This window comes from Porphyromonas somerae (assembly GCF_022845615.1).
Classification (GTDB): domain Bacteria; phylum Bacteroidota; class Bacteroidia; order Bacteroidales; family Porphyromonadaceae; genus Porphyromonas_A; species Porphyromonas_A somerae.
Map to the genome: position 1 here is coordinate 2166838 of NZ_AP025559.1, position 19481 is coordinate 2186318.

10 protein-coding genes, 1 pseudogene and 1 riboswitch are annotated in these 19481 nt (G+C 46.8%); of the genes and pseudogenes, 4 read left to right on the forward strand and 7 right to left on the reverse strand.

Going from position 1 to position 19481, the window contains the following annotated elements; translation table 11 throughout:
• Positions 1-295 precede the first annotated feature (295 nt).
• The gene (locus tag MWL85_RS09260; RefSeq protein WP_081605304.1) at positions 296-1075 is read left to right on the forward strand and encodes a GIN domain-containing protein; all 780 of its coding nucleotides are present in this window, start codon (positions 296-298) and stop codon (positions 1073-1075) included.
• 96 nt (positions 1076-1171) lie between these two features.
• Here the strand turns inward: MWL85_RS09260 and MWL85_RS09265 are convergent, their stop codons facing one another.
• From MWL85_RS09265 to MWL85_RS09295, 7 genes are all read right to left on the reverse strand, one after another.
• Complete coding sequence (locus MWL85_RS09265; protein WP_244400494.1) at positions 1172-3244, reverse strand: leucine-rich repeat protein; 2073 nt, start codon at positions 3242-3244, stop codon at positions 1172-1174.
• 9 nt (positions 3245-3253) lie between these two features.
• Complete coding sequence (locus MWL85_RS09270; RefSeq protein ID WP_244400495.1) at positions 3254-5260, reverse strand: hypothetical protein; 2007 nt, start codon at positions 5258-5260, stop codon at positions 3254-3256.
• A 6-nt stretch (positions 5261-5266) separates the two neighbouring features.
• A complete protein-coding gene (locus MWL85_RS09275) occupies positions 5267-6958 on the reverse strand; it encodes a PKD-like domain-containing protein (RefSeq protein WP_244400496.1) in 1692 nt (563 codons plus the stop codon).
• 14 nt (positions 6959-6972) lie between these two features.
• Complete coding sequence (locus MWL85_RS09280; protein ID WP_244401878.1) at positions 6973-8145, reverse strand: YncE family protein; 1173 nt, start codon at positions 8143-8145, stop codon at positions 6973-6975.
• 2 nt (positions 8146-8147) lie between these two features.
• A complete protein-coding gene (locus MWL85_RS09285; RefSeq protein WP_244400497.1) occupies positions 8148-10175 on the reverse strand; it encodes a TonB-dependent receptor in 2028 nt (675 codons plus the stop codon).
• Positions 10176-10260: 85 nt separating this feature from the next.
• Entirely contained in the window at positions 10261-12306 is a 2046-nt protein-coding gene (locus MWL85_RS09290; RefSeq protein ID WP_244400498.1) for a DUF5074 domain-containing protein, read from the reverse strand.
• Between the two features lie 235 nt (positions 12307-12541).
• Positions 12542-12750: riboswitch (cobalamin riboswitch) on the reverse strand.
• Between the two features lie 189 nt (positions 12751-12939).
• Positions 12940-13503 (reverse strand): 30S ribosomal protein S16, encoded by a 564-nt coding sequence (locus tag MWL85_RS09295; RefSeq protein ID WP_018027877.1) that lies wholly within the window; start codon positions 13501-13503, stop codon positions 12940-12942.
• Between the two features lie 203 nt (positions 13504-13706).
• Between MWL85_RS09295 and uvrA the strand changes: the two genes are divergently transcribed.
• The 3 genes and pseudogenes from uvrA to MWL85_RS09310 form a co-directional block, all read left to right on the forward strand.
• On the forward strand, positions 13707-16538 hold the full coding sequence (gene uvrA, locus MWL85_RS09300) for an excinuclease ABC subunit UvrA (protein ID WP_244400499.1): 2832 nt from the start codon (positions 13707-13709) through the stop codon (positions 16536-16538).
• Complete coding sequence (locus tag MWL85_RS09305) at positions 16535-17797, forward strand: DUF2851 family protein (protein ID WP_244400500.1); 1263 nt, start codon at positions 16535-16537, stop codon at positions 17795-17797. The genes uvrA and MWL85_RS09305 overlap by 4 nt, the downstream gene beginning before the upstream one ends.
• Positions 17798-18271: 474 nt before the next feature.
• Positions 18272-19201 (forward strand): annotated as a pseudogene (locus tag MWL85_RS09310) (IS256 family transposase, variant Zn-binding type); the annotation flags it as partial.
• Positions 19202-19481 lie beyond the last annotated feature (280 nt).

A 19481-nucleotide genomic window follows, 5' to 3' on the forward strand; every position in this document is an offset into this window, starting at 1 on the left:
GCTCTCGAGGTTCGATTAGGGACTAGGATCCATCTGACCTCCTATGAGGGGAGGCCAAATCCACCACCATTCCCTCGGCCGTCCGACCTGTCCGACTTGTCCGATAAGGTACCCTTGATTAGGCACCCCGACAAAGGGCTTTGAGCACTCGCCAACTCATGGAGGTCTCTCGGGGCAGTCGTTACTTAGGAAATGCGGAGATAAAAAGTGGTTGTTTGTTTTGCAAACTACCGAATTCTTTGTATCTTGCTGTCGGAAAGTAATTCACTAATCATTAAAAAGAAGAATTATAAGTATGAAGACAATAGTTAGAAGATTATCTGTAATAGCACTGATGCTAATTGGTGCCATGGCACTAAGTGCTCAGGCACAAACCCCTATGACTATCTCGCTCAATGATAGCCCTACGAGGCTACAGGTGAGCCACTCTATTGAGGTGAAGATTATCCCTTCTACCAAAAATGAGATGGTAGTGGTGGAGGAGGGCAAGGGCGGTACTTTTAAGTACACCTTTGAAAATGGCAAGCTCACTCTATCCCGTGAGAAGAAGTCTCGCCGTAGATGGTTCAACTTTGGGGAAGATGATATCGAGGTGAAGCTCTATGTAACCGATGTGACCAAGCTAGAGGAGGTAAGTGCTTCGGGTGCTAGTGAGGTAGATATCAAGCAGAGCCACGCTCTGAATATCCGCAAGGTAGACCTTTCGGGGGCAAGTAGCTTTGAGGCTCAGGGCTCACTAAAGTCGATGAGTGTGATCCTATCGGGTGCTAGCGAGTTCGACTTTGATGGCTCTATCCAGCAGCTCATTGTTGATGCCTCTGGGGCTTCGGATATTGAGGTAGATGGCGATATCACAGGTAAGCTATCTGTAGATCTCTCTGGAGCTAGCTCTATGGAGTACAAGGGGCGTGTAAAGGAGGCCAAGATTGAGGTCTCTGGTGCATCTAGCTTTAAGGGTAAGCGTGCCACTGCCGACACTGCATGGCTAGAGGCCTCTGGTGCCAGCAAGATCACCCTCCCAACCAAGGATTGCAAAAGCTCTACAGCTTCGGGGATGTCCTCTATCAACTCCTAATCAGCCAACTGACCAAATAAAAGAACTCTCCTCCATTTATCCAGAAGGGTAAATGGAGGAGAGTCGTCATTAATAGGTCAGTAAGTGTTTCCTTAATTATTGAAGCTTGTATCGACCTGCTTTAAGGTCTTGGTATGTTGGGTTATAGAGGTTATTATTGACTTTGCTGCTGGTCCAATTGGATTCATTAATCTGACCATTCTCCACCAACTGCTTGAGACCCGAATAATCCATTAGCACAGTGCAGTACGCTATCTCCACCCTCTTGACTTTCTGAAGGTGTGATAGGAAGTTTAGATGTGTCAGGCTCTCATTTTGCTCCCAGTAGCCACGGCCACCAAACTTTATGGCTCCTACCTCTGTTAGTTTAGGGAGGTTAGCATCCTTGAAGTATTTAGTCTGAAGGTCTAGATCTCCTCCCACTTTTTCCAGAGCAGGCATATCTAGGTACTCAGTAGCGGCACCTCCTAAGTCTAGGTTTTCACCTATTTCTTTTAATCCCTTGGCTGTGACTTTCTTGAAGTTGCTAGTTAGTTTGAGACCCTTTGATATTTTTTCAAGGGTCGCAGGCAACTCCACCTCCTCCATATCGTGAGCCAATTCAAGCATAAAGCTTTGGCACTCCTTTAGCCCTTCCATGATGGGTGCCTTGGTCACAGGTCGGCCATTGTAGCTAATCACTACATCCCCGCTAATAGTTTCAGGAAAGATTATTTTCCCAATGGTATATGGGCTGATGGTTACGTTTTCAATAGATTGAACATGGCTGAGGTCTATCAGATCCACTACCCTATTCTCATCATCGGTAAGATCAATCTCTAGTCTAGGAATGCTCTTGATATGATCAAAAACACTTGGTAGATAGCCACTTACGTACAAAAGGGTATTTACTTTCTCTAGCTTTGGAGCTTCGTACTTGGTTAGGTTATCAGGGATGTAAAGTTTGTCTACTTCCGTAAGCTCTGGGAATATCAAGCTCTCTAGTGCCTTGAATGGGTCACGCTCAAATTGTATGGTCTTTACCCTTTCGAGCTTTGGGAAAGCTAGCTCTTTGATGAGCTTATTGCTCATATCACCTCGCCAATCGCTTTCAAACTTTATCTCCTCAACCTCTTTAAGACTAGATAGATCGAATGTGGTCAAAGACTTAAGCATAGATATATCTATCTTATCAGCCTTCTTCAAAGCTGGGAGGCTGAATGCTTCTAGCGCCTCAGCTTCTTCGAGCTTTATGGATTCAACCATTTCTAGCTTAGGCATTGAAAAGGAAGTCAGCTCTAGAGGTTTTGAGTAACTTGATTTATTGAGGTGAATATTCTGTGCTACCATGAGCTCAGGTAAGTCCAAAGCTTTTAATTGACTTGCCTTGATTGATACGTTGCCAAATAGACCTTTGACGCTAGGGATCTGGAAATCGGTTAGATTTTCAGCCTCAATGGATACCGTCCCCATCTCCTCGAGCATTGGCATAGAGATGCTTTTTAGCGAATCACAATTGATCTGAAATCCATTGGGGATTGACTTAACATTCGGAAGGTCAATAACCTTGATGCTATCATTATTACCCATGAATTGTAGAGAACCGATGCGCTCTAGTCCTTTGAGGGGTGATAGGTCGGCTACTACATTGCTGTGCAGGATGAGTTTGTATCTAACTTCTTTGAGCTTAGCAAGCCCCTCTAGTGAGTGGATGCTATCTTCGGCGTTTTCTGATCCGAGGATCAAATTTCCATTGATGATATCCACCCCTTGGGTTAAGAACTGTGCCACCTCCTCATCGGTCGTCAGGTGAATGGCGCTATTAAGTGCTACGTCGGTAGACTGCACCTTTACGGTGTAGGTACGTGTGGCACCACTATAAGAAGTGACGGTAAAGGTCTGAGACTCCATCCACCCTTTTACCTCTTCGGGCTTGGGCGAAACAGATGCCAAATCGCTGAGGTTGTATTTCGCTGTGAGCGATGTACGGGCGACATTGGAGGGGATTCTGACCGTTATCTCATCACCTTGTACGCTACCTTTATAGGCTTCACCATCTGGTGCTGTCAGCTGAAAGGAGAGGAAGAAATTATCTTCTCCGCTAAAGGGATCTACTTTTTTACACCCTGTAAGAGTGCTTAAAAGGAGTAGCAATCCCATCAGTAATATGATTGATTTTTTATGTATCATAACCTTGTACTAATCTTGAATGAAATTTCCGTTTTTCAAATCATCTAAACTTGGCTGGTATAGAGAGCCTCTAATATTCAATTTAGAGAGGCTGCCATTGGCTACTGCATTTTTTAGGAATGAATAGTCATTGAAAGCCTTAAGATGGGTAAAAGCTACTGATTTCACCTTTTCGAGTGCCGATAAACCGTTGAGGTTAGTCAGTACATTATTGGCATTTTTAGGCCAATAGCATTGGATCACTAGCTCGTCACTAATGGTCTTGAGCTGTGGCATATCTAGCATCTCCAAGTCGTGTAGGTTAAAGCTCATCTTCTCTACCGATTGTAGTTTTGGTGCCACTAGTTTTTTCATAGCACATTGAGCTTGAATCTCCTTATTCCTTCCATCGAATGCTGATGAACTGTAGTTATAATCTATTTTCTTAGCCTCTTCCAATAGTGGGAAGTTAAGGGAAAGCATATTCGAGCAGTCCATTATAATATCTCCTGCTTTCGTGAGCATTATCTGAACCTCTTGTGGCTCTGCTAGGTGATAGTTGGACACCTTAAAGATTCCTGATACCTCTTCCACCCCACTCATCTTGAGTAGTTGCTTCACTTGCATCATGGCGTCACCTTTTATCTCCACTTTCTTCATCACCTTTGGAAGGATAAGATCCTCTACATTTCGGCACCGCTCTAGCATGATTCCCTCAATGCCTGTATTGCTAAAGTCCCAAACGCCACCAGCATTGATATCGACTAGTGATACACTCGCTACTTTCTTCAATTGATTGGCAAAGGCGGTTATATCTTGTAGCTTTGAGAGATTTGTAAACTCTAGCTTGCCATCAATCGTCTTTACTCCAAACTGATTGAGATCGGAGAGTCCACACCCATTGAGTATGAAGTCACCATGGATGCTCTCTAGGTGCGGTGCAATGAGGGCAGAAAGAGAGGTAGCATTAATAGATAGCTTGCCACACTCTTTGAGCTCACTCAAATAGAATTGACTGATAGCCACACCACTCATCTCAATATCAGCCACGGACTGTAGCTTATTGAGACTCAATACTCCGAGCACTTTGAGTGTCTCGAACTTCAAATTGCCACTGATCACCTCAAGCTTTGGCGTGGTGACTGTGGATAATTTGGCGAGGTTTTTAAGCCTCCAATCACCATTGATCTTTTTAAGCTGGCGTGCAGTAAGCGTGCTTAGCTGACTACACTCTTCAAGTTGGATTGACCCGATCTCTTCTACACTGGGGAGGGAGAGCTCCCTTACCATTGCCTTGGTGGCTTTCAATTGACCATCAAGAGCGATTAATTCGGGGAAGGCGACTTCATTCAGAGATGCTCCTGAAATGACAATATCGCCATATACCTTTTTCAGGTGTCGGAAGGTACCATTCTGTAGTTTATCGCTTTGCAGGAAGATGCTTCCAACCTCCTTCACATTTCGTAGTCCTGAGAGGTCTTTCCCCTTGTAGGTAGGATTGATGATGATATTATAATCCACCTTTTCGAGCGTGGTCAGTGCATCAATATTGCTAATGGAGTCCGTACCAGTGGTGGCTCCAATGATCAGATGCCCCTCTACGTGTCTTACCCCCTTTGCCACAAAAGCTTTAACATCATCATCTGTCACTAGTTTGACGCTGTTTGGAGCCTCTGTAAAGGATCTGGCTATCTTGACAAGATAAGTACGGTGCTCCCCAGAGTAAGAGCGAACCTGGAAAGCTTGGTCGTTATTCCAATTGTCGATCTCCGTTGGCTTTGGTAAGATTTGTGCCTGATCGCTTATGCGATAAGCAACTTTGGCACTTGAGAGGTCGGCATCAGAGGGCACCTCTATCTGGAAAACATTCTCATCAATAAGAGAGGCGGTATACTTATGGCCCTTGCTATCGGTGAGAGATAGCTCTAGTAGTCTATTATCTTTCCCTGAGAAGGGAGTCTCAATCTTCTCTTTGCATCCTGTTGCTGAAAGCAAAAGTAGCACGAGGAGTAAAGACTGTGTTTTAATTAATTTCATACTTTATTATTTCTCCTTGTAAACATCAATGAACTTAAATACCTCGGTAGAGTTTTCGCCCAACCAGCCTGCCGAAATGTTGAGCCCAGTCTGGACCTTAACAAAGTCGATATACTTTAGATTTACTGGCTGCAACTTGTGGTCAATGGCATGGCTGATCTTGAAGTGATTGGCATTTGGTGCAGCGAAGTAGTTATCATCATCTGTTAGCCTATCAATAGGGCTGAAGTTATCGGCATAACCCCAGTCGAACTCTTGATTTACCCAGTAGGTTCCTTGCCCACTTTGATCAAACGTCCGACTTGCCAAGCAGGTACCCCTCAACATGTAGGTGTCGTTCTTTACCCAAAGAGGGTAGTAGAAGTCTTGCTGATGGAATCCAAGCCAATCAACTGATCCACGGTTGCCTCTATTATCCGTCCACATAGTATTGGCTTTTTTCTGAGTTGGGCGGTAGTAGGTGATCTCATAGTCCTGTATGGTTTCAGGCTTGCCCGTTTCGCTACCCTTCAGTTCGTACCAAGTGTCATTAGGGAGACCATCACCATTTTCATCCTGCATCACCCAGACGATTCCTGGCTCCGAGCTACCCTTAAAGGAGTTGCCCATAATGGCGAAGTCGTAATCCCCTGTATTTTTAATGCTGTGGTCAAACCCTACAATAATGTAGCCGCCAAATCCGCCAAGCGATACATAGGCATTACTCTCAATGCGACTTTGGGCATATTGGCAAGCCTCTTCCATCGTATGGGCAATGTATCCTTCATTAACGAACTGCCCTGGTGCTGGTAAGAATTCAAATACCTTTACTACATCACGCTTGCTGGTGCCCTCCACGAATGGGCGGTAGTATTGGTTGGGTTCTACGACTTGAAGCGTGAGCGTGGACTCTCCCTTCTTATCTCCCTTTTTGCCAATAACCTTGACTTGATGATTGCCCGTCTTCGTCGCCTCATAGGTGAGGATAGAGCCCTGCTCGCCCTCTACCTTCTTGCCATCTACGTACCACTCAAAAGTCATATTTTTAGAGGAAGGCACATTCGCTGGGATACGAATGGTTCGGCCCACTGTGGCGGCACGAATATCACTGTCGAAGCTGACCTCAACAGGAATCTCATTGACTACAGTAAGGCGAATCAGATACTCATCCTCTCCATCTTCATTGACTGCTTTGAGGGTAACAAAGGAGACGCCTGCCTTGGCCCCCGTAAAGGTATAGGTCATATCCTCCGACACCACTTGATTGTCTCTGATCCAGGTGAGCTTAAGCCCCTCCTTATTATCGATGATAGGGGTAAGCTCGTACTTCTCACCCACCTCTACGATCGGCTCACCACCCCCTTCTATAGAGATAATGGGGAGCTGAAACTCAACCACCTCCACCTTGGCATTGGCTTTCGCCGTACCGCTAGGTGTGGTGACGGTAAGGGTGAGATGGTGCGTGCCTAGCTCATTGGAGCTAAAGACAAGGGTGGGCTCTGTGCCCAATATCTTTCCCTCTTCACGCCAAGCATATACCGCATCCTCCTCAATATTCTCAAAGGTAGGAGTAATCTTGATGAGTCGGTCTGGCTTGGTTTGGTAGTTAGCTTGCTCCAACCTTACTATTGGTGGAAGCACTTTTTCAATCTTGCGGCAGCTCGGTAATATGAGCGATGCTAGCAAGAGAAAGCTCAGAATGTACTTAATTCTCTTCATTTCTTGAGTTGTTATTATTCATTAGTTGTCTTATCTTTTTTACGTTGTTCGTAGAGGAAGGCGAAATGGCCTGGGATGTCGCCTGTGTCGACCTTCCATTTGAGCCGGCCAAACTTGCTATAACAGCGCAAGGTGCCTGGCGTTACATAGTCAATAGCATCGGTAACGTAGATATCTCCATTCACGGGGTTTACCTTTACGCCATAAGGAATGGTAATGTCTTCGTCGGTGCCATCTTTGATAAAGTTGCGGCTCACCACCTCGTGGGTTTTCACATCAAAAATACCATAGGTGATGGTATTGGTATTGGTGAGGTAGCTCCATTCTACCGAGTAGATATAGGCGAGGTCGCCACTGATGTCCAAATTGGTCACAGCTAGGTCGAGGGTATCTGTCACTTCCTCTGTATCTAGGTCAACAAAGAAGGTCCGAGAGGGCACATAGTAGTAATCTCCTCTGCTGGTACAGATCAGCTCGTTGTAGGGCGTAAGACGGAGACGGTGTAGATTGATCGCCACCTCAATGGTATTGACCACTTCAAAAGTCTCTAGGTCGATAACCGAAATGGTATTGTCGTAATTAGGAAACATATAGCCTCCAGAGTTGGCGACATAGATCTTGCCATTTGTGATTACCAGTTCCTCAGGCTGGTACCCCACATTGCACTGCCGTGTCACTTCAAGGGTGGCGGTATCAATTTCACAGACCATTCCCACTCTGGCATTTTGATTGAACTCAACGGGTGCCACATAGGCCGAAGCGTATGCCTTGCCATCGTGAAACTTTATATAGCGGACGTTGGGTATCTTGACAACTCCTAAGTGCTTTGCCGTGTAGGCATCCATCACCTCGATGAAGTTGGAGACATTAATCACCGCATAGAGTTTTGAGCCGTAAATACCAATATCGTTACCGACATCTCCGAGCTCTTTAACCATCGTCGGATTGGTCTCGGCATAGATATTTCTGTGATAGGTCCCTGTTGAGAAGTCAAAGTAATCTAGGGTAGATTTATTGCTACCCATATTACCTTCATTGAGCAGGTAGAAGCCCTTTAGCTGGCCTAAGTTTTCTTCCCCAACATTGGTCTCATGGGATAGAGAGTGGATAATCTCATACTCTCCTCTACATCCTACCACTAATAGGAGTAGTATCCCTACAACGACACTGAGGGGTTTATAATTCATTCTCATAATTGGTAAGTTAGAGTTAGCTTATAATTACGTCCTGGCATAGGGTAGTTGATCACAACGTCGTAGTGCTGGTTAAGGAGGTTGTTCACATCTAGATTGATCCTGAGCAGGTGCTTCTTCCCGAAAAGGAAGTCTTTTCGAAGCGAGATATCGTGCGTATACCATGGGAGCATACGGCTATTTTCATCATTGTATTTAGCATTATACCGCTTACCTGTGTAGATAAAGCTGTAGTTGAGCCCCCACGATTTGTACTCTGCTCCAGCGATAACCGACCCACTATGCTCAGGGATATAGACTATCTGATGTCGGTAGTTCTTGGCTTTGGGACTCGTCACATCAAGAGCCTTCTCATACGTATAGCTTAGCCGAAGTGTAGTGACTAGCTGCTCAATAGGCTCCACAGCGAGGTCTAGGTTGGCTTCGGTCCCGAATATATCTACTTTACCTAGATTGAGCATGGTCCATCGGAACATATTACCGGCGGGTACGGCTACAATCTTATCCTTAATCTTATTGAAGTAGCTCTCCACACGAGCATCAGCGTACTTCACGACCGATGAGCCCTTGGGTCGCCATCGGTAGCTTATGCCGAAGTCGTACTGCTCAGCATACTCTGGTCGGAGCACAGCATTCCCAATAAAGGTATAGTAGAGGTCGTTAAAAGTGGGCATCCTAAATATATTTTTGTAAAAGGTATGAATCTTTAGATCCACCTCTTTGAATGGCTTGAGAGATAAGAAGAAAGAGGGGGTCAGCACATTTTTGGGTGGTGCCCCAACATTGCGCTCCACACTCTCTCGTACCATGGTGCCCAACAAAGCTGCCTGAAAGGTAATCCACCGAAAGCTTACCTCACCAGAAACTACTCCCATAAGTGTCAGACGCTTGGGGTATGAAAAGTTGACAAGGTTGGCATTCAATGTGTTGTATCTAGCATCAGTCGAGAGGCCAAATCTTAGCCACTTGGTAGCAATAAACTCTTGAGCTATGGTGGCATAAACTTCGTGCTGCTCATATTTATTATCCACATATAGAGGGCTGGTCCACTCTTCATCAAGATAGCGGGTATAGTCATTGGCATACTTTGCTTGAGCCTGTATGCTATACCACTCATTCACCTTTTTAGTCAGCTTCCCTTGGAAGAAGAAGTTTTGGTCTTCTAGCCGTTGTCCGTGCTGAAATACGTTACGAATAATGGGGCCAGGCAATCCTCTTTTAGAGTGGTAGTAGTACCCTTGTAGGTCCCATTTACCCTCCTCCATTTTCTTAAAAAGAGCCAACTCGGCCCTAATTGCAGTGATATCGCCATTCTGCCGAACTGCCACGGTATCATAGGCAATGGTGCCATCCTCAAATACTCGCTTGTACCTAAATGGGTATTTACCACTAGAGGAGACAAACTCCACATTGGCACTCAGGGCAAAGTCATTGGGGAGCTTTTGCTCTACCAAGACGGATGGAATCACCGTGGCAAAGGAGCCAGCACGAAGATGTGCCCGAAGGTTGGTACGCTTACCTTTACTGAAAGTCGGCTGCCTAGTTTCAATATAAATGGAGGAGGCCGAAGCGAAGTGCTGAGCTGGCTGAAAGAGATCGCTCTTCTGCCCATTATAAAGGCTTACCGCTTCCACATTGTCTAGTGAAAACTTACCAAGATCAATTTGCCCATTTTGTGCATTTCCAAGCTTGATCCCATTGTAAAACACGCCGAGATGATTGGTACCCATGCCTCGCACATCTACCGTTTTCAAGCCGCCTAGTCCGCCATAATCCTTAATCTGTATTCCTGAAAAATACCTTACGGCATCAGCAATTGATATGCTACTCAATTTCTGTAGCTGTTTGCCTTCAAGCTTCAACCCTGGAATCACCTCTCGGTGTTGCTGTGCCGTTACGGTAAGGTCGGGTAGTAGATACACGCTATCGAGCTGTGCCCACGCCGAGAGGGTTGTGAAGCATAGCAAAGTGATCGTTAATACCACTCCCCTTAAAGCTTTAGTTGCTTCTATCAACTTTAACATACAATGTATAGAAAAAGATAGGTGTGCAGACTAGAGTAATTATTCCTACTTTAGTCTGCACACAATATTTCAATATAAAATCAAGTTATTTATTGATAAACTCATCACTAAATCTGTAAGCGAAGTCAATACCTGCCGTACTTGCACCCCTTTGGGTAGGGTAGTGATATTTATTCAGTTGTTTAATAGGATCAACCGTCACATCATACTCAAAGATATCAGAGTCAACATACGCTGCCGTTCTACCTACCCAGAGATGCCCAGTGGTAGGATGCACTCCCATAATTCCATAAATATTATAGAAAGAGTAGCCTTCCTTGAACGCTGGCACATAATGGAGGTCGAGCTTCTTTGTCTCATAATTGTATCGTGATGCTGTAGAAGCGTTGAATTCCGCAACATCTACAAAGTAGAGATGTGGCTCAGTAAAGCTAGCACAAATGCCAATTGCTGGACTCCAGGTAGCCACAGGGAAGACTACAGTATTTGGCATCTTATGCTCTTGGATTACTGTCCCTTCATGATCCATCTCCACAATGATTGGATCGGAGGTAAACTCTGTATTCCACTGCTGATTTCCCTTAAACTCACCCGCGAAGGGCACAAATATATGTCCATTAGCTCCCTTTACGATACCTTTCGCCTGACGCCCCTTGTACTCTAGACGCTTGCTGATAGAGTTAGTTTTAGGATCAATGATAACCATCCCGTGTCCACAGGCAGCGTAAACTTTTCCGCGAGAGAAGACGAGACGGGTTTTGATAGCCCCCTCTGTGGTAAACTTTCCAAAGGTTCCCTCTACGGTCTTATCTATCTTTAGTTTCCTATTTTTATAGACAATCTTGATGATACCAGAGGTCTGCTCCATATTGCTATCGGACCATTGTACATATCCAAGAGAATCATTGCAGATCACTATGTGCTGTGGCCATGTGCCCTCTCCCTTAGGAGATTTGAATACAAACGAATCGGCATACTCCATCTTCATAGTACGGGCATCACACACCACAAAGCGTCCAGCACCATTCATGCGGTCACCATTTTGTGTGATGAGATAGATCTTGCCATTTGCCATATACATGTCTTGGACCACATTGCCTATCTCCAAATGGTTATTGGCATTCTCAAAGATATTGAGATACTCATTATTATTCTTGTCGTAATAGACTATGGTACCATTGACTGTGGTCATATTCCCTTCGCATACTACAAAGGTGCCTGCAGGATCTGTATAGTCAATCGATGCAATCACCTCAATTGAAGCAAGGTAGGTAGCACCATTTCTTCCTAGCCCCATCAGGGTGATGATTCCACCATTGTATGATTGCCCTGGTGTTTGCTTTGGTGCTTTGATGCGAACCATTTTCTTTTGGGCATTGATTTGAAGGCTCCACCCTTCTGGCACCTTAATCTCCTCAATAGTAGCTATATCCTCAGCGGTCAGCTTAATATTCCTTGCTTCATTGAATTTGAATACGTGATAGTGGTACTCTCCTTCAGGCTTCTCAAAGGCAAATATCTCAAATCCTGTTTTTGGGATAGTAATCTCCTCCCCATTGGCAAGGACAAATACCACTGCATTGCTTTCATTTCGGACAGATTGGAAAAAGGAGTCGCCATCTTTTCCCACAGCTTGTATCTCCTTACCCTGATCGTTCTTGATCCTTTCGCCATCTAGGGTCCAGTAACCATCTTTATCCACCCCTATAACAGGTGAGTGACCATCTTGACCATCTACTCCATCCTTGCCGTCTTTTCCAGCAACAGGAATTTTATTGCCATTCTTATCTTTGAGCCATTGGTCTTTGCCACCAAGTGTCCAGTAATATATGCCCTCTTCCTCCTGGATCCCAAGTTCAGGGGCATCTAAGCCATTTTTGATGGTGACTTTTGTTCCGTCATTGAATTTGATTTCGTAGCCGCCATCAATCTCATTGATCTCATCAATGGTCTTTTTCTCTTGCTGTGCTTTCACCACCTTTTGCAGGGTAGAGATGTCAGCTTTTGTTTGGGCAATCTCCTTCTTGATATTTGCAATCTCTCCCCATAGGTCACAATCATCGTATCGATAGCAACCCGAGAATAAGAGGCCCACCAGTGCTAGAAATAGCCAGACTTTCTTTGTTCTCATACTCATTACATCTATTCTAAGTTTCTTATAATCAGCAGCCTCCATTGGTATGGCGATCGCTGAATACATTTATTCAGTGTCAAATGGCTTTCGTGCGGAGATGTAATAGAGTAGCAGGTTGACTAGAGTTTAGGAGTTAATTATGTTTTTGTTTCTCTAGAATTAGCCGTTGCCAATGCAACATTGTAAGCTTAATAAGTATCCCTCTATCTCTAATGCTTCAGTGCCTCGGAAGCCATTAAAGCAGTTATCGGCAGGTCTTCTGACTTACTCCAGCTTTCGCACACCTTCCCAAGAGACACTATGCTCTAAGTGGTATTTTGATAGATTAGCTAAGCTATTTGGAGCTTACAGCAGCGGGTACTGTCTAGGATTTGCACCTAGTTTCCTTTTCACCAATCGCCCTAAGGATAGGGTTATGGCACCGTTAACATCTTATATTCTTTGCAAATGTAACCAAAAGATTTCAAATTGTCCTAAATATCAAAGAGAATAGTTAGGCCGTAGATTCAAATGATCTATTTGAAATTTATGTTCTGTAGAGTGCATCTCACGTAGGCGAGCTGCTTAAATATAAAGGGGTGGTGCAACTGTTGGTTGCACCACCCCTTTTTGTATGCTAGGCGACGTCGCTTACTCTTCAGTAGCGGGAGCCTCCTCTGCTGGAGCCTCAGCTTCGGTAGCAGCCTCTGCCTCAGCCTTTGCAGCTGCTTCAGCTTCTGCCTTTGCCTTCTCCTCCTCAGCCTTCTTCTCAGCTAGAGCAGCCTCACGAGCCTTATTCACCTCACGCTCAGCCTCTAGTGCTTTCTTAGCTGCTTCACGCTTAGCTGCCTCGTCCTTGCTCTTGATCTGAGCTACCTCAGAGTTCTTGCCTTGCTTCCACGCCTCAAAGCGCTTCTGAGCCTCTTCCTCTGAAAATACACCCTTCTTCACACCGCCTTGTAGGTGCTTCATCATCATCACACCTTCGCGTGAGAGGATGCTGCGTGCGGTATCGGATGGGGTGGCACCCACGTTCACCCAATAGAGTGCTCTATCGAACTTCAGGTCGATAGTTGCTGGGTGGGTATTAGGGTTATAAGTCCCCAAAATCTCTACGAAGCGGCCATCACGAGGGGCACGCTTGTCGGTCACTACAATCTTGTATACAGGGTAACCCTTGCGACCGTGTCTTTGCAATCTGATAACTGTTGCCATCTTTGATTTGTAAATAATTAGTGATTAAACTCTGCGCCCCACGGTCTCCCGACACGGGTACACGACCCTACGGGGTGAAACGCAACCGCAAAGGTACCTATTATTTTGCAAGTAACCGACTATTTTGCACAATAAAATGGGGCACTGGGTAGTGGCTCTGATAATTTTAGTAGTTTTGTAGATATTTCAAGTGTATATATATAATGAATGATATCATACTTAAGGGGGTAAGGGTGCATAACCTCAAGGGGGTGTCGCTAGATATCCCGCGCGACCAATTGATTGTGATTACAGGGCTGAGCGGTAGCGGTAAGTCGTCGCTCGCCTTTGATACGCTCTATGCCGAGGGACAGCGAAGGTATGTAGAGAGCCTAAGCGTCTACGCACGTCAGTTTGTCAGCAAAATGGCAAAGCCCGAAGCCGATCTGATCAGTGGCATTCCACCGGCCATTGCGATTGAGCAGAGGAAGTTTAATCGTAGCCCTCGCTCTACCGTCGGCACCGTCACTGAAATCTACGACTACCTCCGAATGCTCTATGCGAGGGTAGGACATACCTTTAGCCCCATCAGTGGTCAGGAGGTGAAGCGGCACACCACGAGAGATGTGCTGGAGTATGTCAATAGTCTTCCCGAGGGGAGTAAGTATATGGTTTGTGCCCCCATCACACTGCCACAAGGGCGTACGGTGGCGGAGCACCTGGAGCTACAGCTTGCCAATGGCTTTAGCCGTGTCTTGGTGAAAGACAAGGTGGAGCGAATCCAAGACCTCTTACAGGAGGGAGCAAAGTTGCCTCGTACCGCCAAAGACCTATCACTCGTCATTGATCGATTGGTGGTGCAACCAGATAACGATGCCACCAATAATCGACTAGGAAATTCAGTGGAGACAGCCTTCTTTGAGGGGAGAGGAACAGCACTAATTGTGCACGACGAAGGGGTGGCTACCTTCAGCGACCGCTTCGAGCTGGATGGCATCACCTTTGAGGAGCCTTCCGATAAACTCTTTAGCTTCAATAGCTCCGTTGGCGCCTGCCCCACCTGCGAGGGGTACAGCCAAGTACTGGGGATTGATGAGGATTTAGTGATTCAGAATAAAAATCTCTCCCTCTACGAGGAGTGCGTCATGCCGTGGCGTGGAGCCAAGATGAGCGAGTGGCAGAAAGACTTTATCCGCAAGACAGAAAAGCTCAACTTCCCTATCCATCGCCCCTATCGGGAGCTGACGGAAGAGGAGAAAGACCTCCTGTGGAATGGCAATGGACTGCCCGAAATTCATGGCTACAGCCGAGAAAAGATCTATGGTATCAACGACTTCTTTGACCATATCAAGGAGCGACAGTACAAGATGCACTACCGAATTATGCTGGCACGCTATCGTGGCCGCTCTGTCTGCCCCACCTGTAAGGGCAAGCGACTACGCAAGGAAGCCCTCTATGTGCAGGTGGGTGGCAAGAATATCTCCGAACTAGTCACTCTCCCTATTACTGAGCTCAGGAAATGGCTCAAGGCACTACAGCTCTCCGAGCAAGACCTCAAAATCGGTCGTCGACTACTGGAGGAACTTCGCTACCGAGTGGGCTTTATGGATGATATCGGTTTGGGTTACCTCACACTCGACCGTGTGGCGGGCACCTTGTCGGGAGGCGAAGGGCAGCGTATACAGCTCGCCACGTCGCTAGGCGGAGGGCTGATCGGCACTCTCTACATTTTGGACGAACCAAGTATCGGTCTGCACGCTAGAGACACTCACCTCCTCATAGATATCATGCACCAACTGAGGGATATGGGCAATACTGTGGTGGTGGTAGAGCACGACGAAGAGGTGATGAGAGCAGCCGACCTGATCATCGATATGGGTCCCGAGGCGGGAATTGGCGGCGGAGAAGTGGTCTTTATGGGACGCCCTGATAAGCTACCCGCCCGCTCCAAGAGCTACACCGTGAAGTACCTACAGGGCAAGGAACAAATTCCGTGGCCCAAACGACGCCGAACCTCCAAGAGCACCATCACAGTGGAGGGTGCCTACCTCCACAATCTAAAAGACATTGATGTGACCATCCCACTTGGGGTGATTACGGTGGTAACGGGGGTGAGTGGCTCGGGCAAGAGTACCCTGGTGCGGGAGATATTTTACGAAGGGGTAGAGCGGCTGATAGACAAAGCGCCGCTCACCAAGATTCCTTGTCGCAATATCAAAGGGAGTATCTCTAGCCTCAAGGCAGTGGAGTATGTAGATCAGGACTCCCTAGGCATCTCCACCCGCTCCAATCCCGTCACCTATATCGGTGTGTACGATGATATTCGTCGCTTAATGGCTGCGCAGCAACTCTCTCGTCAGATGGGCTTCACGCAGCAATACTTCTCCTTCAATACCGAAGGGGGTCGTTGCGAAACCTGTAAAGGTGAGGGCGTCATCACCATTGAGATGCAGTTTATGGCCGATATCACCATCCCTTGCGATGAGTGTCACGGCAAGCGCTTCAATGAGGAGGTACTGGAGGTGACCTTCCACGATAAAAACATCTCCGATATCCTTGAGCTATCAATTGATGAGGCGATTGAGTTCTTCACCCACTACCAAGATGAGAGCCTCTTTATCCCCAAGATTGTGGAGGGGCTACAGGTGCTCTCCGATGTAGGCCTCGGGTACATTAAACTAGGGCAAAGCTCCAGCACCCTTTCGGGAGGTGAAAGTCAGAGAGTGAAGCTTGCCTCGCACCTCAAGGACAAAGGAAAGCGACCCACCCTCTTTATCTTTGACGAGCCAACCACAGGGCTGCATGTGCACGATATCCATGTGCTGATGAAGTCGTTCCAATCTCTCATTGAGCACGGGCATACCGTGGTGATCGTGGAGCACAACATGGAGGTGATCAAGTGTGCCGATTATATTGTAGACCTCGGACCCGAAGGAGGTGATAAGGGTGGGCAACTGGTTTACCAAGGCTCGCCAGAAGGACTGATGGAGGTGGAGGAGAGCTACACAGGTCGCTATTTGAAACAGAAGTACGAGCAAGACCACGCCAAGAAATGAGGCCCGAGAGCGAACTACATTTCATCTGGATGAATCGCCTCTTTAGGCAAGTGACCCTCGAGGGAGAGCCTATTGAGGTACTAGATGTGGGCGAGCTCAATAGTCACGACGGCCCCGACTTCGCCCTCTCGCGAGTTCGGGTAGGCCATATAGAGTGGGTTGGGTCGGTGGAGATTCACCGCCGTGCCTCGGAGTGGGAAGCACACAAGCACCAACACGATCCCCGCTACTGCTCAGTGGTGCTACATGTAGTATTGGAGGCAGATCGGGAGGTCTGCGATCAGGAGGGGCGTCGGGTGCCTACAGCGGTGTTGGAGATGGCACCCGATATGCTAGCCTACCTAGAGCGTTTGGTGCAAGGCAATAAAAGCCTCCGCTGTATGCCCGAGATGATGGCACTTGGTGAAGAGCCCTTCTTGGATGAGGCCTTGGAGTTGCTCCCCGAGCGCTTGGAGGAGAAGCTGGCACGTCTGCGTAACCATTCGGAGAGTGACCACTTCAATACCATTCTCTATCACACCTTGATGAGATATGTGGGTGCACATCAGAATAATGAGGTGATGCAGCAGGTGGCAGCGAGTCTACCCTATACCTACCTCAAGAAGCACGCCTCCGACCTCGTGGCACTCGAAGCGATGCTCATCGGGCAGGCTGGTCTGCTGAGTGAGACCCCTCGTGATGAGTATGAAGCAAAGCTACTAGAGGAGTATCGCTTTTATCAGCAGAAGTTTGGGCTCACCCCTTTACCTGCCGGTAGCTTTCGGCATCTCCGCTTGCGTCCACCCTCCTTCCCCGCACGTATGCTGGGCATAGTGGCAATGATCCTCCACCATGAGGAGCTGTTGCTCTCTGCCCTCTCTCGGTTGGATAAACCGATGATTGAGCAGACACTTCGATTGGCACCTAGTCCCTATTGGCAGGAGCACTTTGACTTTGGACGACGGTTGGACGGGCGTCGTGCTGGCGTTGGTCGGCAAACCCTTACGTCATTGATCATCAATGCCATCGTCCCCTCTGCCTACTACTATGCCCAAAAAGTGGGTGATGCCCACCTTGAGCAACGGGCACTCGACTGGCTCTACCTACTCCAGCCAGAGCAGAATCAGTATGTGAAGCTCTTTGAGCAAAATGGGCTACACCCCCGCCACGCTGCCGACACCCAAGCCCTCCTCCAGCTCTACCACCACTACTGCCAGCCACTACACTGCCTCCGTTGCCCCCTTGCCATCGCCTACTTCCACCACTGCCACCATCGGTAACCTCAACCAATTTGGTTAACACCATCTCCCATTCCAAGCCTTAAAAGGTGGATAGCGCAAGGGTTACGCATTAGGAATATATTCATAAGCAGAAAGTAGTGGCTCAAAAAGCCCATTTATAACAAACAGATATTCAACACCATATAAAAGTAAAAACTGAGTTGCAACTAAGCGATCGGCGAGATGCAACTAAGCAAATGCCGAGTTGCAACAAAGCAATTGCTTAGTTGCAACTAAACTTTTGACCACTTAGAGCCTGTTGCTTTTGACTTATAGGTCAAAATGGTGGGTGAGTTAAAGGTCTTTTCTAGGTATAGAGAGACATATAAGGGTTTGAAAAGCTTTGAAGTGTTAAAAGTGAGCCAACGCGAATGTATAGGTCAAAACGGTGGGTGATACAGGGGGATAAGCCAGTGTTTATCGTATCTTTGAGCATTTGAAAAGGCGAAAAAATGAACCAAAAAATGTCCGAAGTGTGGGAGCCTCAGTGTGATTAGTCATGGACGCAGGGGTACACACAAGAGATATTTGTGCAAGAACTGTGGCTCATCGTTCACAGGAAAAAGGCACATAAGTAAGGAGCAGATATGGGACTTGTACCAGAGTGGCTTATCGCAGGCTAAAATCGCGGAAGCACTTGGAGTAAGTCCGAGCACGATAAAACGGAGACTTCAGGAGGTCTCAGTTGACTTTAAGACGCCCATATTAAGCGAGGGAGTTATTCACATAGATGCGACGTATTGGGGTAGAAACCAAGGACTAATCGTTGCGTTGGACGATAAAAGTGGTTGCGTACTCTATCGGGAGTGGATCTCTCACGAAAGCAAAGTGGACTACGCAACAGCCCTTAAAAAGATAGAGGAAGGGGGCTATAAGATATTGGCAGTGGTAACTGATGGAGGAGTCGGTCTTGATGTGGCACTGAAGCATTTTCCCACACAAATGTGCCAGTATCACTTTATCGCAATCGTCCGACGAAAACTTACTCTTCGACCCAAACTACCTGCGTCTCAAGAGCTTCTGGCACTTGCTATGAGTGTAGGAAAGATATCCCGTATCACATTCTGCTCGCAGCTCAAAAAGTGGGAGACCAAGTGGGATACTTTTCTCAAGGAGAAGACAATAAATGATGAAAACGGCAAATGGCAATACACGCACAAATCACTTAGATCAGCCCACTTTTCCTTTCGTCAATACCTCCCTACACTCTTTACTTACGAGGAACATCCGGATATACAGATCCCTAAAACCAATAACGCCATTGAAGGGCTATTTACTGCACTCAAAAGCCGTCTTAGAGCGCATAATGGAATGTCCCAAGCTCACAAGAAACGATTCGTGGATGGGTTTTTTAGGCATAGGGATATCGCCCAGTTTACATCCAAAAAAGAGGAGGGGCAATAGTACCCCTCCCCTGTCAGTGTAAACTGTTCTGACTCCATTGACCGTATCCCTCACCGGTTGCACCCCTGCAGAGCCGGCTACGTTTCAGGTCAACGAACAAAGGTATCTGTTTTTTTCTTCTACTTCGCCCACCATTTTGACCTATACTTCAGTACGAAAATGGCTATTAGGCTGTTTTACCCACCATTTTGACCTATACGCCTCGCTTTTTAGGCTGTTATGCGAAGACCATCTGCCCCCTTACTTATGGTATGGATTTGACCGTAGATGTTAATCATGC